Below are 15011 nucleotides of genomic sequence, written 5' to 3'. Positions count from 1 at the left end.
ATGAAACGACATCTTGTGCTTGGCGCGGTGGTGCTGGTGGGCCTTGCGGTCTATGCCTCGGACCTGTTTGCTGACGACAAGGAAGCCGTGAAGGCTTTCGATACGGTGCAAAAAGTCTTCCAGAGCCCGCGTTGCCAGAACTGCCATATCCCCGGTGATTCGCCGTTGCAGTTCGACGCCGGCATTCCCCATGCGATGAACGTGGTCCGGGGCATGGACGGCAAGGGCGCGGCGGGTTTGCCCTGCGCCACCTGCCACGCCGACAGCAACCCGCCCGCCAGTTACGGCCCGAACGCACCGCCGGGTGCGCCGCACTGGAGCCTGCCGCCCGCGGCGCACAAAATGGCCTGGATCGGGCTGCCGGCCGACAAGTTGTGCGCGATGATCAAGGATCGCGGCAGCAACGGTGATCGGGATTTCGCGGCGCTGATCAAGCATGTCAGCGACGACAAACTGGTGTTGTGGGGCTGGAATCCGGGTGAGGGAAGGGCGCCGGTGCCGGTGCCGCACGACATTTTCGTGACTCAATTCAAGCGCTGGGCCGAGGCTGGCGGGCCTTGTCCGGTGGTCGATGGTTGACCGGCGGTCTGGTACCAGGGAGTCAAAGCGGGTTGGAACGACTCTAAAGTACATATCCGCCACTGGAGCAAGTCATGCTGATCCCAGGCAAACCGGTCAAACATGGCGCTAGCGCTGATCCTTCGCTTTCGCCGCAACAGGCACGCGAAGTACTGCGTCACAGGGCACGCCAGGCCGAGCAGGAAGTGATAGGCGTGACCATGGCGAGCATGGATGAGCTGACGCTGCTCTCTAATCGCCATGGCTTCAATTCACTGGCCCAATTGGGGCTGGAAATCTGTCAGCGCCTTGAGATTCCGGCCACCTTGCTGTTTTTCGACCTCGATGACTTCAAACGCATCAACTATCTGTACGGTCGTGCCGAGGGTGACGATGCGCTGAAAACCTTCGCTGACGTACTGCGTATCGCCTTTCGCGAAAGCGACGTGATCGGTCGGCTCGGCGATGATGAGTTTGTTGCGTTGCTGACGGGTTCCAGTGCTGTGGAGCTGACCGCGATCAAGGCGCGGCTCGAAGAAATCCTCGACGAACGCAATGCCACGATGCGTCGTGGCTATGACATTCGTTTCAGCATTGGGCAGGTTGAATATGACGCCTGTCTTCACCCCTCGATTGATGAAATGCTGGTTGAGGCTGAGAGGGCGTTGCACCGGTAGGCCGGCAATTCAGCGGTGTAGGAGCTGGCCTCATCGCTAGCAGGCTAGCGATGAGGCCCTCAAAATCACCCTTGTTTCACTTGGCAAACAATTGCCCGATATCCTTGAACGCCTTGAACTCCAGCGCATTGCCACAGGGATCAAACAGAAACATTGTCGCCTGCTCGCCCACCAGCCCCTGAAACCGAATCCCCGGCTCAATCACAAATCGGGTTTCACGCGCTTTCAACCGTTCGGCAAGACCCTCCCATTCGTCCATCCCCAACACCACGCCAAAATGCGGCACCGGCACATCGTGCCCGTCCACAGCGTTGGTGTGCGCCGCTTCCTGAGAGGCGTTTTTCGGCGCCAGGTGAATCACCAGCTGGTGGCCGAAGAAGTTGAAGTCGACCCAATGGTCGCTGGAGCGGCCTTCCTCCAGGCCGAAGACGTCACGGTAAAAAGTCCGGGCGGCCGCAAGGTCATAGACGGGGATGGCCAGGTGAAAAGGGGAGAGTTGCATCGCGGTGCCTCGTAGATTGGCGGTAGTTGAAGGGGAGTTTAGCGCTGTGCTTTTCGATTGAAAGACGATAGTTTTTGCGTCGAGCTCAAATAATTTCGATCAATCGAGACTGCCATGCTGCGTGAACTGAAGACCTTTATTGCCGTGACGCGTTATGGAACGTTTGCTGCGGCCGGCATGCACATCGGCCTGACGCAGTCGGCCGTCAGCGCACAGATGCGCAACCTTGAGCAGGCGCTGGGCATTCGGTTGTTTGACCGCACCGGGCGGCAGGCGATTCTCAATGCGGCGGGGCAACGGGCATTGCCGATGGCCAGGGAAATGCTGGAAACCTTCAGCCGGATGGCGGTCAGCGACGATGTCAGCGAGTATCGCGGCGAGTTGAAGATCGGCGCCGTGGCCACGGCACAGACCGGGTTGCTGCCCCAGGCGTTGTTGCGCCTGCGCCAGCAAGCACCGTTGCTTGAGCCGAAACTGGTACCCGGCGTGTCGCTGAACCTGTTGAGCCAGGTCGACACCGGCGAAGTGGATCTGGCCATTCTGATCAAACCGCCGTTTGACTTACCCAAGGAGCTGTCGGCCCAGGTTATCCGCCGGGAACCGTTTGTGCTGATCGTGCCGCCGGCGCTTGAGGGTGACGACCCGTTGCAGATCCTCGCGAGCCATCCCCATGTGCGTTACGACCGCAATTCATTCGGTGGCCGCCTGGTGACGCGGTTTCTGCGTGAGCAGCAGATGGACGTGCAAGTGGCCCTGGAACTGGATGAACTGGAAGCCATCGTCAAAATGGTTGAATGCGGATTGGGCGTGTCCCTGCTTCCCGAAGCCGGGTTATGGCTGGAGTATGGCGCGAAGGTCAGGATTATCCGGTTGGGCGAGCTGACCTTCTACCGCGAGATCGTCCTGTTGCAGCGTTACAACCAGCGAATGCAACCGATCCAGCAGCTGTTCGCGAAGTGCCTGGACCCCTTCAAGTCTGAACATACAAGCGGGCTTGCATGAACCCTGAAATCGCAGGCACAAAAAAACCCGCCTCGGGAGGCGGGTTTTTTAATGGCCGAGCCGAAGATTACTCTTCGATGCTGCCCATGGCCGTGGTGTTGAAACCACCATCCACGTACATGATTTCGCCGCTGATGCCGGACGCCAGGTCCGAGCAGAGGAAGGCGCCGGCGTTGCCGACTTCGTCGATGGTGACGTTGCGACGCAGCGGGGTTTGCGCTTCGTTGGCGGCCAGCATCTTGCGGAAGTTCTTGATGCCGGAAGCGGCGAGGGTGCGGATCGGGCCGGCCGATACGCAGTTGACGCGGGTGCCGTCCGGGCCCAGGGAGCCGGCCAGGTAACGCACGCCAGCTTCCAGCGAAGCCTTGGCCATGCCCATCACGTTGTAGTTCGGCATGGTGCGCTCGGCGCCCAGGTACGACAGGGTCAGCAGGCTGCCATTGCGGCCTTTCATCATTTCGCGACCCGCTTTGGCCAGGGCCACGAAGCTGTAGGCGCTGATGTCGTGAGCGATGCGGAAACCTTCACGGGTGGTGGCTTCGGTGAAGTCGCCGTCCAGTTGATCGCCCGGGGCGAAGCCGACGGAGTGCACGATGCAGTCCAGGCCGTCCCACTTCTTGCTCAGTGCTTCGAAGACCTTGGCGATTTCTTCATCGCTGGCCACGTCGCACGGGAAGCACAGGTCAGGGTTGGAACCCCAGCTTTGTGCGAACTCTTCGACACGACCCTTGAGTTTGTCGTTCTGATAAGTGAAGGCAAGCTCAGCGCCCTCGCGATGCATGGCGGCAGCGATGCCGGATGCGATGGACAGCTTGCTGGCGACACCGACGATCAGTACGCGCTTACCGGCGAGAAAACCCATGTGTTGCTCCTCTCTTTCAGGTTATTGCGCAGTGGCTGGTGCCAGGAAAGCGGCTTCCAGCAACTGCTGTGTATACGGATGTTGGGGGGCGGCAAAGATACTTTGCGCGTCTCCCTGTTCGACCACTTGGCCATGCTTGACCACCATCAGCTGGTGGCTCAGCGCTTTGACGACAGCCAGGTCATGGCTGATAAACAGATACGTCAGGTTGTACTTGGTTTGCAGTGAACGCAAAAGCTCCACCACTTGGCGCTGCACTGTCCGGTCGAGGGCCGATGTCGGCTCGTCCAGCAATATCAGCGCCGGTTTTAGCACTAATGCCCGGGCAATGGCGATTCTCTGCCGCTGCCCGCCGGAAAATTCGTGGGGGTAGCGGTGCCGGGTTTCCGGATCCAGACCTACCTCCTTGAGTGCCGCAATGATCGCTTGTTCCTGTTCCGCCTCGGTGCCCATCTTGTGAATTCGCAGGCCTTCGCCAACGATCTGGCTCACGCACATCCGCGGGCTCAGGCTGCCGAACGGGTCCTGGAACACCACCTGCATCTCCCGCCGCAGCGGTCGAACCTGTTGCTGCGTCAGGCAGTCTAGCTGCTTGCCTTCAAACCGGATCGCACCTTTGCTGCCGATCAGCCGCAAAATCGCCAACCCGAGGGTCGACTTGCCCGAACCACTTTCTCCCACAATCCCCAGGGTCTGGCCCTGAGGCAGGCTGAAATTGATCCCGTCCACCGCTTTGATGTGGTCGACGGTTTTTTTCAGCAAGCCTTTCTTGATCGGGAACCAGACTTTCAGGTCCTCGACCTGCAGCAAGGGCGGCCCGATGACATTGGTCGCCGGCGTCCCGCTGGGCTCCGCTGCCAGCAGTTCCCGAGTGTACGGATGCTGCGGCGCGCGGAACAACTCTTCGCACGATGCCTGTTCGACGATGCAACCGCGCTGCATGACACATACGCGATGCGCAATTCTTCGCACAAGGTTCAAATCGTGACTGATCAGTAGCAACGCCATGCCCAGGCGGGCCTGCAATTCCTTGAGCAATTCAAGGATTTTCAGCTGAACGGTCACGTCCAGCGCGGTGGTCGGTTCATCCGCGATCAGCAGTTCCGGCTCGTTGGCCAGGGCCATGGCGATCATTACCCGCTGACGCTGGCCACCGGACAATTCGTGGGGCAGGGCTTTCAGGCGCTTCTCGGGTTCCGGAATGCCGACCATCTCCAGCAACTCCAGCGTGCGTTTGGTCGCGACTTTGCCGATCAGACCCTTGTGGATGCCCAGGACTTCGTTGATCTGCTTTTCGATCGAGTGCAATGGATTGAGCGAGGTCATCGGCTCCTGAAAGATCATCGCAATCCGGTTGCCACGGATATGGCGGATGGTTTTCTCTTTCAGGCTCAGCAGGTCTTGCCCCGAATACTCGATGGTGCCGGACGGATGCCGGGCGAGCGGGTAGGGCAGCAAGCGCAGGATCGAGTGCGCGGTCACCGATTTGCCGGAACCGCTTTCACCCACCAGCGCCAGGGTTTCGCCGCGCTTGATGTCGAAACTGACGCCTTCGACCACACGCTGACAGCGATCGCCGACGACGAATTCGACGGACAGGTCGCGCACTTCGATCAGATTGTCCTGATTCATTTCACTTCCTCGGGTCGAAGGCATCGCGAGCGGACTCGCCGATGAACACCAGCAGACTCAACATCAACGCCAGCACCGCAAACGCGCTCATGCCGAGCCACGGCGCTTGCAGGTTGGATTTGCCCTGTGCCACCAGCTCACCCAGGGACGGCGCGCCCGGCGGCAAGCCGAAGCCCAAAAAGTCGAGGGCGGTCAGGGTACCAATGGCGCCGGTGAGGATGAACGGCATGAAGGTCATGGTCGAAACCATCGCGTTAGGCAAGATGTGGCGGAACATGATCGCACCATTCTGCATGCCCAGCGCCCGTGCGGCGCGCACGTACTCAAGGTTACGCCCGCGCAGGAACTCGGCACGCACCACGTCCACCAGGCTCATCCACGAGAACAGCAGCATGATCCCCAGTAGCCACCAGAAATTCGGCTGGACGAAACTGGCGAGAATGATCAGCAGATACAGCACCGGCAACCCGGACCAGATCTCCAGGAAACGTTGCCCGGCCAAATCCACCCAACCGCCATAGAAACCCTGCAAGGCACCTGCGATCACGCCGATGATCGAGCTGAGAATGGTCAGCGTCAGGGCAAACAGCACCGAAATCCGGAACCCGTAAATCACTCGCGCCAACACATCGCGCCCCTGGTCGTCCGTGCCCAGCAGGTTGTCGGCCGACGGCGGCGCCGGGGCCGGGACTTTCAGGTCGTAATTGATGCTTTGGTAACTGTAGGGAATCGGTGCCCACAGGACCCAGGCGTCCTTGGCCTTGAGCAATTCGCGGATGTAGGGGCTTTTGTAGTTGGCTTCCAGCGGGAACTCGCCACCAAACGCGGTTTCCGGGTAACGCTTGATCGCCGGGAAATACCAGCTGTTGTCGTAATGCACCACCAGCGGTTTGTCGTTGGCGATCAGCTCGGCACCGAGGCTCAGGCCGAACAGCACGAGAAACAGCCACAGCGACCACCAGCCACGCTTGTTGGCCTTGAACAGTTCGAAACGCCGACGATTGAGAGGGGACAGGTTCATCTCAATGCTCCCGGCTTTCGAAATCGATGCGCGGATCGACAAAGGTGTAGGTCAGGTCACCGATCAGCTTCACCACCAGCCCGAGCAGCGTGAAGATGAACAGCGTGCCGAAGACCACCGGGTAATCGCGGTTGATCGCGGCTTCGAAACTCATCAGCCCCAGCCCGTCGAGGGAGAAAATCACCTCGACCAGCAAGGAGCCGGTGAAGAAGATCCCGATGAAGGCCGACGGGAAACCGGCGATCACCAGCAGCATGGCGTTACGGAAAACATGGCCGTAGAGCACGCGGTGATTGGTCAGGCCCTTGGCTTTTGCCGTCACCACATACTGCTTGTTGATTTCGTCGAGGAAGCTGTTTTTGGTCAACAGGGTCATGGTCGCGAAGTTGCCGATCACCAGCGCGGTGACCGGCAACGCCAGGTGCCAGAAGTAATCGAGCACCTTGCCGCCCATGCTCAGTTCATCGAAGTTGTTCGAGGTCAGTCCCCGTAACGGGAACCAGTCGAAATAGCTGCCGCCGGCGAACACAACGATCAACAGGATGGCAAACAGGAACGCCGGGATCGCGTAGCCGACGATGATCGCCGAACTGGTCCAGACATCGAAGTGGCTGCCATGTCGCGTCGCCTTGGCGATCCCCAGCGGGATCGACACCAGGTACATGATCAGCGTGCTCCACAGCCCGAGGGAAATCGATACGGGCATTTTTTCCTTGATCAGGTCGATGACCTTGGCGTCGCGGAAAAAACTGTCGCCGAAATCCAGGGTGGCGTAGTTCTTGACCATGATCCACAAACGTTCCGGCGCCGATTTGTCGAAGCCGTACATGTGCTCGATTTCTTTCACCAGTGCGGGGTCCAGGCCTTGCGCGCCACGATAGGCCGAGCCGGCCACCGACACTTCGGCACCGCCGCCGGCAATGCGGCTGGTGGCGCCTTCGAAGCCTTCGAGCTTGGCGATCATCTGTTCCACCGGCCCACCGGGAGCGGCCTGGATGATCACGAAGTTGATCAGCAGGATGCCGAACAAGGTCGGGATGATCAGCAGCAGTCGCCGAAAAATATACGCCAGCATCTATTACTCCGTGCCCGCAGGGTCGGCTTGCAGTTTGGTTTCGACTTCTATCGCCGGTGCCACGTTGGGCTTGATCCACCAGGTGGCCGTGCCGATGTCATACTTGGGTGAGATTTTCGGATGACCGATGTGGTTCCAGTAAGCTACACGCCAGGTCTTGATGTGCCAGTTGGGGATCACGTAATAGCCCCATTGCAACACGCGGTCCAGTGCGCGGGCGTGGGCCACCAGGCTTTTGCGCGAATCGGCGTTGATCAGTTGCTCCACCAGTTGGTCCACCACCGGGTCTTTCAAACCCATGGAGTTACGGCTGCCGGGTTTGTCGGCGGCGGCAGACATCCAGAATTCACGCTGTTCGTTACCCGGCGAATTGGACTGCGGGAAGCTGCCGACGATCATGTCGAAGTCCCGTGAGCGCACGCGGTTGATGTACTGCGAGACGTCGACCCGGCGGATCACCAGATCGATACCCAGATCGCTGAGGTTGCGCTTGAACGGCAGCAGCACTCGCTCGAACTCGGTCTGCGCCAGCAGGAATTCGATGGTCACCGGCTTGCCATTGGCGTCGACCATTTTGTCGTCGACGATCCGCCAGCCTGCTTCTTGCAGCAGCTGGTAAGCCTTGCGTTGCTGTGTGCGGATCATGCCGCTGGCATCGGTCACCGGGTTCTGGAACGCCTCGGTGAACACTTGCTCGGGGATCTTGCCGCGGAACGGGTCGAGAATGGCCAACTGATCGGCATCCGGTAAGCCCGTGGCTGCCATTTCCGAGTTTTCGAAGTAACTGCGGGTGCGCACATAGGCACCGTTGAACAGCTGCTTGTTGGTCCATTCGAAGTCCAGCAGCAACGTCAGCGCCTGGCGCACGCGCACGTCCTGGAACACCGGGCGGCGAAGGTTGAACACAAAACCCTGCATGCCGGTCGGGTTGCCGTTGGGGATCTGTTCCTTGTTCAGTCGACCTTCGGCGACCGCCGGGATGTTGTAGGCGTTGGCCCAGTTCTTTGCGCTCATTTCCAGCCAGAAATCGAACTGACCGGCCTTGAGTGCTTCCAGGGCCACGGTGTTGTCGCGGTAGTAATCGGTGGTCATCACGTCGAAGTTGTAGAAGCCACGGTTGGCCGGCAGGTCCTTGCCCCAGTAATCCTTGACCCGCTCGTAGCGAATCGAACGCCCGGCCTTCACTTCGCTGACCTTGTACGGACCGCTGCCCAATGGCATTTCCAGGTTGCCCTTGTTGAAATCCCGGGTCGCCCACCAGTGTTTCGGCAATACCGGCAACTGGCCGAGGATCAGCGGCAGTTCGCGGTTGTTGTTGTGCTTGAACTTGAACAGGACGGTGAGCGGGTCTTCGGCGACGGCTTCTTCGACATCGCTGTAGTAACCGCGGTACAGCGGCGCGCCATCCTTGATCAGGGTCTGGAAGCTGAACACCACATCGTCGGCACGGATCGGATGACCATCGTGGAAGCGCGCTTCGGGGCGCAGGTAAAAACGCACCCAGCTGTTGTCCGGGGCCTTTTCGATCTTGCCGGCGACCAGTCCGTATTCGGTGAATGGCTCGTCCAGGCCTTGTTTGGCGAGGGTGTCGTAGATGAGGCTGATATCGTCGGCCGGCACGCCTTTGCTGATAAACGGGTTAAGGCTGTCGAAGCCACCGAATCCGGCCTGACGAAAAATTCCGCCCTTGGGCGCATCCGGGTTCACGTAGTCGAAATGTTTGAAGTCGGCCGGGTATTTTGGCGGCTCGTTGTACAGGGTCAGGGCGTGTTGCGGGGCGGCACAGGCCAGCCCGGCGAACAACAGGCCGCTGGCCTGCAAGAGCAGGGCACGTATGGGTTTCATCGATCTTTCTCCGAAGACTTCAGCCACCACGCGCTCAGGCCCAGGGTGTAGGGCGGCGTGGTGACAAAGGCGAACCGGTTGCGGTAGGCCAGGCGGTGATAATTGAGGTACCAGTTGGGAATGATGTAGTGCTGCCACAACAGCACGCGGTCCAGGGCTTTGCCGGCGGCAACCTGTTCATCGCGGGTCTGGGCGGCGAGCAATTGTTCAAGTAAATGATCGACCACCGGATTGGCGATGCCCGCGTAGTTTTTGCTGCCCTTGACCCCGACCTGGCTGGAATGGAAATACTGCCATTGCTCAAGTCCAGGGCTGAGGGTCTGGTTGAGGGTCATCAGGATCATGTCGAAATCGAACTGATCGAGGCGCTGCTTGTACTGGGCGCGGTCCACCGTGCGCAGACGGGCGTCGATGCCGATGCTGGCGAGGTTCTCGACATAAGGCTGGAGGATGCGTTCCAGGTTCGGGTTGACCAGCAGGATTTCCAGGCGCAGTGGTTGTTTGGCCGCGTTCTGCAGGTGTTGGCCGTCCAGCTTCCAGCCGGCTTCGGCGAGCAGGCTCAGGGCCTTGCGCATGGTTTCCCGTGGAATGCCGCGCCCTTGGGTCTGCGGCAGGCTGAACGGCTCGGTGAGCAGCTTGGCGGGCAATTGCTCGCGGTACGGTTTGAGCATCAACCATTCATGACCGACCGGAAGACCGGTGGCCGAGAACTCGCTGTTGGGGTAATAACTCATGGCGCGCTTGTAGGCCCCGCTGAACAGCGTGCGGTTGGTCCACTCGAAGTCGAACATCAGCCCCAGCGCTTCACGGACCCTGGCGTCGGAAAACGCCGGTCGCCGGCTGTTCATGAACAGGCCCTGGCTCTGGGTCGGGATCTGATGGGGGATCTGCGCCTTGATGACATCGCCCCGTCGCACGGCCGGGAAGTTGTAACCGTTTTCCCAGTTCTTCGCCTGATGCTCGATATAGATATCGAACTCGCCGGCCTTGAAGGCTTCGAACGCGACGTCGCTGTCGCGGTAGAACTCGACTTCCATGCGGTCGACGTTGTACTTGCCGCGATTGACCGGCAGGTCTTTGCCCCAGTAATCCTTGACCCGTTCAAACACAATCTGGCGTCCGGGCGTGACCGAGGTGATGCGATAAGGACCGCTGCCCAGCGGCGGCTCGAAGGTGGTGGCCTTGAAGTCGCGACCTTTCCAGTAATGCTGCGGCAGCACCGGCAACTCGCCCAGGCGCAGGATCAACAGCGGATTCCCGGCACGCTTGAAAACAAAACGAATGCGCTGCGGGTTGAGCACGTCGACCCGCAACACTTCCTGAAGATTGGTGCGGTATTGCGGATGGCCTTCTTTGAGCAGCAGCCGATAGGAGAACGCGACGTCGTACGCGGTGATCGGCGTGCCATCGTGAAACCGTGCTTCGGGGCGCAGGTTGAACACCACCCAACTGCGGTCTTCGCTGTATTCCACCGATTGGGCGATCAGGCCATAACTGGACGTCGGCTCGTCGCCGGACGGTGCGTATTGGCCAGTGCCGACCATCAGCGGTTCATTCAGCTCGTTGATGCCGTATTGCAGGAAATTTGCAGTGGAGACCGGGCTCGTGCCCTTGAATGTGTAGGGGTTGAGCGTATCGAAGGTGCCAAACGCCATCACCCGCAACGTACCGCCCTTGGGCGCTTGCGGGTTGACCCAGTCGAAGTGGGTAAATCTGGCCGGGTACTTGAGCGTGCCGAACTGCGCATAACCATGGCTTTCGCTGATCGTCGCGCTTGCGGAAGAGCTCAAGGCCAGGCTGATCAGGAGAAGGAGGAGGGGACGCTTCAAGTCAGAGATCCGATCCAGGCGGCTTGGGCTTTGTGGGCCGTACAGTAACAGCTTGTATGGACAGGAAAAAGACGGGGATTTAATGGGTTGTTAATTGTGAGGTGAAGTCTGACCGATCGCAGAACCGGTGGTGAGGGAGCTTGTTCCCGTTGGGTTGCGAAGCAACCCCAAAAACTGGAGCCCGGTGATTTCTGGCACTCCGCGTATTTCGGTTTACGACTGCTTCGCAGCCGAGCGGGAGCAAGCTCCCTCGCCACAAAGTCCCGCAAGTGGCTACAAAAAAGCCCCTGAAGTCAGGGGCTCTTTTTTAGTGTGGCGAAGCAACTGTCAGCATCTGCCCCGGCTTCAGCGCTTGGCCGACACGCGGATTCCAGCGCTTGAGGTGTTGCATTTCAACGTTGAAACGCTTGGCCACCATGTAGAGCGAATCACCCTGCTGGACCTTGTATTGGGTTTGCGGCTTCTTGGTCTTCGTCTTGGCATTGGCGGCCACGACGGTGTTGATGCGCCCGTTGCTGCGCTTGGTTTTGTCCTGCATCACCAGCGTCTGGCCGACCTTGAGGTCCTTGCCGGTCAGCTTGTTCCAGCGTTGCAGGTCCTTGACCTCGACCTTGTTGGCCTTGGCGATGGTGCCAAGGTTGTCGCCCCGTTTAACCCGGTAGGCGCGTTTGAGGCTGGCGAGCTGGGTGTCGTCTGCGCCTTCAAATACCGGCTTGAGCGGCGTCTTGCTGATCAATTCTTCGGGACGCATGGTCGACAGGCTGGCGGTCAGCAGCTGCGCCTTGGACGTCGGCACCAGCAAATGCTGAGGACCGTCGATGGTGGTGCGTTGCTTGAAGGCCGGGTTGAGCTGGAACAGTTCGTCTTCATCGATATTGGCCACCGCGGCGACCTTGGACAGGTCCATGCGCTGGTTGATTTCGACGACCTGGAAGTACGGTTCATTGGCGATCGGGTTCAGGTTCACGCCGTAGGCTTCCGGGGCCAGCACCACTTGCGACAAGGCCAGCAGCTTCGGCACATAGGCCTGGGTTTCGGCCGGCAGTGGCAGGTTCCAGTAATCGGTCGGCAGGCCGAGCTTTTCGTTACGCTCGATGGCCCGGCTGACCGTGCCTTCACCGGCGTTGTAGGCTGCCAGGGCCAGCAGCCAGTCGCCGTTGAACATGTCGTGCAGGCGGGTCAGGTAATCCATGGCGGCGGTGGTCGAAGCGGTGATGTCGCGACGGCCATCATAGAAACGGGTTTGACGCAGGTTGAAATAACGTCCGGTGGAAGGAATGAATTGCCACAAGCCAACTGCATTGGCCCGGGAATAGGCCATCGGGTTGTAGGCGCTTTCAATCACTGGCAGCAGCGCCAGTTCCAGCGGCATGTTGCGTTCTTCAAGCCGTTCGACGATGTAGTGAATGTAGAGGCTGCCGCGTTCGCCGGCGTTTTCGAGGAAAGAGGGGTTGCTGGCGAACCACAGGCGCTGTTGCTCGATGCGCGGGTTGACGCCCAGGCCTTCCTGCAACTGGAAGCCCTGGCGCATGCGCTCCCAGACGTCCTGTGGGATTTGCGGGGTCGGCTTTTCGCTGAGCCAGATGGGCTTCTGTTTGGCTCGAGCGGCGATATTCGGGGTGTGGGTCGCGTCGGTCTGTGGCACATGGCTGGAACAGCCCGCCAATGTGGCGGACACAGCCACCGCTATGGCTTGAGCCAAGCGGGTCAATGCGTCTGAATTGATGGCTTTACGAATAGATGACGACATTGGCTGGAAGTAAGTTCCGGGCAAAAATGTCGGGGGATTCTAGAAAGCGCACCCCCTGCGGTCAACCATTCAGATTTTTGCTACCAACGGCAACGCTGTTTAGAACGTATCTTTCCAAGCGCGCAGAGCCGCAAAAACCGCACTGGGAGCCCGGTAATGAGCGCCGTTCCGTTCGTCCACTTTTTCTTTAACGGATGTTTCGCCAGTGCGCAAAAACGGGTTTGTCAGCTTTTCAAGGCCCAGTGTAGAGGGCAGTGTGATGATTCCGGCTTCCCGTTGTGCGGTGACGTTGGCCAGGCGTTCGGCGGTGTGCGGGTTGCCAGGCTCGACCGCTGCGGCAAAGCGCAGATTGCTCAAGGTGTATTCATGGGTGCAATAGACCCGCGTATCCTCTGGGAACGAAGCGAGGCGCGTCAGCGACGCATGCATCTGCTCGGGCGTGCCTTCGAACAGGCGCCCGCAACCGGCGGCGAACAGGGTGTCACCGCAAAACAGCGTTCCCTCATGGTAGAAGGCGATGTGCCCCAGGGTATGACCGGGAACGGTGATCACATCGAAGTCCCAACCCAGCACGTTGATACGATCGTTGTCCTTGAGCGCGACGTCCCGCGCCGGGATGGTTTCGCTGGCCGGGCCGTAGACCTTCGCGTCTGTCGCTTTTTTCAGTTGCTCGACGCCGCCGACATGGTCGTGATGATGGTGAGTGATCAGAATGTCACTCAGCACCCAGCCCGGATTGGCCGCAAGCCAGTCCAGAACGGGCGCGGCATCGCCCGGATCGACCACGGCGCAGCGCCGGGTGTCGGTATCTTGTAACAACCAGATGTAGTTATCGGTGAAGGCGGGCAGGGCTGTGATCTGTATCATCGTCGGATTCGCCAAGCGGAAAACAATGGCGCATCTTAGAACTTCCTGGCGCGTTGGAGAATGCAATGACCGATAAAGCGTTCGCTCAGGCTGATCCTGACTGGCTGGCCTTGATCAGCGCGGCCCGTGAATGGCTGTCCGGCCCCCTCGGACAATTTCTGCTGGACGAAGAACGCCGCATGCTTGAAGACGAGCTGGGGCGCTTCTTTGGTGGCTATCTGGTGCATTACGGTCCTTCGGCCGAAACACCGCCGTCCGCCCCGCAGGTCCAGCGCAATGTGCGGCTGGGCGCGCCATTGCCGGGTGTTGAAATCGTCTGTGAAGAACAAGCCTGGCCGTTGAGCGAGCATGCCGCCGATGTGGTGGTGCTGCAGCATGGCCTGGATTTTTGCCTCTCACCCCACGGTTTGCTGCGTGAAGCGGCGAGCAGCGTTCGCCCGGGCGGGCATTTGCTGATTGTCGGGATCAACCCCTGGAGCACGTGGGGGTTGCGTCACGTGTTCGCCCATGACGCCTTGCGCAAGGCCCGTTGCATTTCACCGTCACGGGTCGGCGACTGGTTGAACCTGCTGGGCTTCGCGCTGGAGAAACGCCGCTTCGGGTGCTATCGTCCGCCGCTGGCGTCCCCCGCCTGGCAAGCCCGTCTGGCCGGCTGGGAGCGCAAGGCCGGTGATTGGCAATTGTCTGGCGGCGGCTTCTATTTATTGGTGGCGCGCAAGATTGTGGTGGGCCTGCGGCCGCTTCGTCAGGAACGTCGCGAACCGATGGGCAAGCTGATCCCCCTGCCGATGGCCAAGGTCAACCGACGCAATATCGAACCGTAACCCCTGTTTTTATTCCCGGCCGGGTTTGCCCCGGCCTCGGGCATCGTCGATCGCTGATCGGCGAGCCACCGCATTTTCTGGATAGATTGGCATGAGCGATAGCGTAGAACTCTTCACCGACGGCGCCTGCAAAGGCAACCCTGGCCCTGGCGGCTGGGGCGCATTGCTGGTGTGCAAGGGCGTTGAAAAAGAACTCTGGGGCGGCGAAGCCAATACCACCAACAACCGCATGGAACTGATGGGCGCGATCCGCGGGCTGGAGGAACTCAAGCGTTCCTGTGATGTGCTGCTGGTGACCGACTCCCAGTACGTAATGAAAGGCATCAACGAGTGGATGGCCAACTGGAAGAAACGCGGCTGGAAAACGGCGGCGAAAGAACCGGTGAAAAACGCTGACCTGTGGAAGCTGCTGGATGAGCAGGTCAACCGTCACAACGTCACCTGGAAATGGGTGCGCGGGCACATCGGGCATCACGGCAACGAACGGGCCGACCAACTCGCCAATCGTGGCGTGGATGAAGTGCGTGGGTACAAGCAGGCTTGATTCGAGCTCAACCGGCGAGCGTG

Annotated in this window: 14 protein-coding genes; 5 read left to right on the top strand and 9 right to left on the bottom strand. The window is 59.8% G+C overall.

From position 1 onward, the window contains the following. Together ACM1ZW_RS26585 and ACM1ZW_RS26580 are read left to right on the top strand one after the other, a co-directional pair. Positions 1-579 (top strand): hypothetical protein, encoded by a 579-nt coding sequence (locus ACM1ZW_RS26585; protein ID WP_017338254.1) that lies wholly within the window; start codon positions 1-3, stop codon positions 577-579. 74 nt (positions 580-653) lie between these two features. Continuing rightward, positions 654-1235, top strand: coding sequence for a GGDEF domain-containing protein (locus ACM1ZW_RS26580; protein WP_416739695.1), 582 nt, complete (start codon positions 654-656; stop codon positions 1233-1235). Positions 1236-1311: 76 nt separating this feature from the next. Here the strand turns inward: ACM1ZW_RS26580 and ACM1ZW_RS26575 are convergent, their stop codons facing one another. After that, on the bottom strand, positions 1312-1737 hold the full coding sequence (locus ACM1ZW_RS26575) for a VOC family protein (protein WP_414885213.1): 426 nt from the start codon (positions 1735-1737) through the stop codon (positions 1312-1314). Positions 1738-1851: 114 nt separating this feature from the next. Between ACM1ZW_RS26575 and ACM1ZW_RS26570 the strand changes: the two genes are divergently transcribed. Continuing rightward, positions 1852-2739: a LysR substrate-binding domain-containing protein gene (locus ACM1ZW_RS26570; RefSeq protein WP_416739694.1), complete on the top strand. Its 888-nt coding sequence runs from the start codon at positions 1852-1854 to the stop codon at positions 2737-2739. 67 nt (positions 2740-2806) lie between these two features. Here ACM1ZW_RS26570 and fabI read toward each other — a convergent pair whose 3' ends face one another. From fabI to gloB, 8 genes are all read right to left on the bottom strand, one after another. Next, a complete protein-coding gene (gene fabI, locus ACM1ZW_RS26565; RefSeq protein WP_017338258.1) occupies positions 2807-3601 on the bottom strand; it encodes an enoyl-ACP reductase FabI in 795 nt (264 codons plus the stop codon). Positions 3602-3622: 21 nt separating this feature from the next. Then, complete coding sequence (locus ACM1ZW_RS26560) at positions 3623-5233, bottom strand: ABC transporter ATP-binding protein (protein WP_017338259.1); 1611 nt, start codon at positions 5231-5233, stop codon at positions 3623-3625. 1 nt (position 5234) lies between these two features. Then, positions 5235-6254, bottom strand: coding sequence for an ABC transporter permease (locus tag ACM1ZW_RS26555; RefSeq protein ID WP_017338260.1), 1020 nt, complete (start codon positions 6252-6254; stop codon positions 5235-5237). A gap of 1 nt (position 6255) precedes the next feature. Next, complete coding sequence (locus tag ACM1ZW_RS26550) at positions 6256-7329, bottom strand: microcin C ABC transporter permease YejB (RefSeq protein ID WP_017338261.1); 1074 nt, start codon at positions 7327-7329, stop codon at positions 6256-6258. Positions 7330-7332: 3 nt separating this feature from the next. Then, a complete protein-coding gene (locus ACM1ZW_RS26545; protein ID WP_414878263.1) occupies positions 7333-9174 on the bottom strand; it encodes an extracellular solute-binding protein in 1842 nt (613 codons plus the stop codon). Next, positions 9171-10979 carry an extracellular solute-binding protein gene (locus ACM1ZW_RS26540; RefSeq protein ID WP_416740849.1) on the bottom strand — a complete coding sequence of 603 codons (1809 nt, stop codon included), beginning with the start codon at positions 10977-10979 and terminating at the stop codon, positions 9171-9173. The genes ACM1ZW_RS26545 and ACM1ZW_RS26540 overlap by 4 nt, the downstream gene beginning before the upstream one ends. A 331-nt stretch (positions 10980-11310) precedes the next feature. Further along, positions 11311-12753, bottom strand: coding sequence for a transglycosylase SLT domain-containing protein (locus ACM1ZW_RS26535; RefSeq protein WP_017338264.1), 1443 nt, complete (start codon positions 12751-12753; stop codon positions 11311-11313). A 99-nt stretch (positions 12754-12852) separates the two neighbouring features. Next, a complete protein-coding gene (gene gloB, locus ACM1ZW_RS26530; RefSeq protein ID WP_416740848.1) occupies positions 12853-13620 on the bottom strand; it encodes a hydroxyacylglutathione hydrolase in 768 nt (255 codons plus the stop codon). Between the two features lie 65 nt (positions 13621-13685). Between gloB and ACM1ZW_RS26525 the strand changes: the two genes are divergently transcribed. Together ACM1ZW_RS26525 and rnhA are read left to right on the top strand one after the other, a co-directional pair. Further along, positions 13686-14444 (top strand): methyltransferase domain-containing protein, encoded by a 759-nt coding sequence (locus ACM1ZW_RS26525; protein WP_017338266.1) that lies wholly within the window; start codon positions 13686-13688, stop codon positions 14442-14444. Between the two features lie 91 nt (positions 14445-14535). Further along, positions 14536-14988, top strand: coding sequence for a ribonuclease HI (gene rnhA / locus ACM1ZW_RS26520; protein ID WP_003180633.1), 453 nt, complete (start codon positions 14536-14538; stop codon positions 14986-14988). Positions 14989-15011: the final 23 nt, after the last annotated feature.

The sequence above is a fragment of the Pseudomonas sp. NFX71 genome (assembly GCF_048079215.1).
GTDB lineage: Bacteria > Pseudomonadota > Gammaproteobacteria > Pseudomonadales > Pseudomonadaceae > Aquipseudomonas > Aquipseudomonas fluorescens_B.
The sequence above is the reverse complement of the archived record's forward strand: the minus strand, read 5'-3'. Positions and strand labels throughout refer to the sequence as shown.

Bases quoted from the DNA above. Each gene is read 5' to 3' on its own strand.
- ACM1ZW_RS26585 (WP_017338254.1), top strand. From the start codon at position 1: ATGAAACGACATCTTGTGCTTGGCGCGGTGGTGCTGGTGGGCCTTGCG.
- ACM1ZW_RS26580 (WP_416739695.1), top strand. From the start codon at position 654: ATGCTGATCCCAGGCAAACCGGTCAAACATGGCGCTAGCGCTGATCCT.
- ACM1ZW_RS26575 (WP_414885213.1), bottom strand. From the start codon at position 1,737: ATGCAACTCTCCCCTTTTCACCTGGCCATCCCCGTCTATGACCTTGCG.
- ACM1ZW_RS26570 (WP_416739694.1), top strand. From the start codon at position 1,852: ATGCTGCGTGAACTGAAGACCTTTATTGCCGTGACGCGTTATGGAACG.
- fabI (WP_017338258.1), bottom strand. From the start codon at position 3,601: ATGGGTTTTCTCGCCGGTAAGCGCGTACTGATCGTCGGTGTCGCCAGC.
- ACM1ZW_RS26560 (WP_017338259.1), bottom strand. From the start codon at position 5,233: ATGAATCAGGACAATCTGATCGAAGTGCGCGACCTGTCCGTCGAATTC.
- ACM1ZW_RS26555 (WP_017338260.1), bottom strand. From the start codon at position 6,254: ATGAACCTGTCCCCTCTCAATCGTCGGCGTTTCGAACTGTTCAAGGCC.
- ACM1ZW_RS26550 (WP_017338261.1), bottom strand. From the start codon at position 7,329: ATGCTGGCGTATATTTTTCGGCGACTGCTGCTGATCATCCCGACCTTG.
- ACM1ZW_RS26545 (WP_414878263.1), bottom strand. From the start codon at position 9,174: ATGAAACCCATACGTGCCCTGCTCTTGCAGGCCAGCGGCCTGTTGTTC.
- ACM1ZW_RS26535 (WP_017338264.1), bottom strand. From the start codon at position 12,753: ATGTCGTCATCTATTCGTAAAGCCATCAATTCAGACGCATTGACCCGC.
- gloB (WP_416740848.1), bottom strand. From the start codon at position 13,620: ATGATACAGATCACAGCCCTGCCCGCCTTCACCGATAACTACATCTGG.
- ACM1ZW_RS26525 (WP_017338266.1), top strand. From the start codon at position 13,686: ATGACCGATAAAGCGTTCGCTCAGGCTGATCCTGACTGGCTGGCCTTG.
- rnhA (WP_003180633.1), top strand. From the start codon at position 14,536: ATGAGCGATAGCGTAGAACTCTTCACCGACGGCGCCTGCAAAGGCAAC.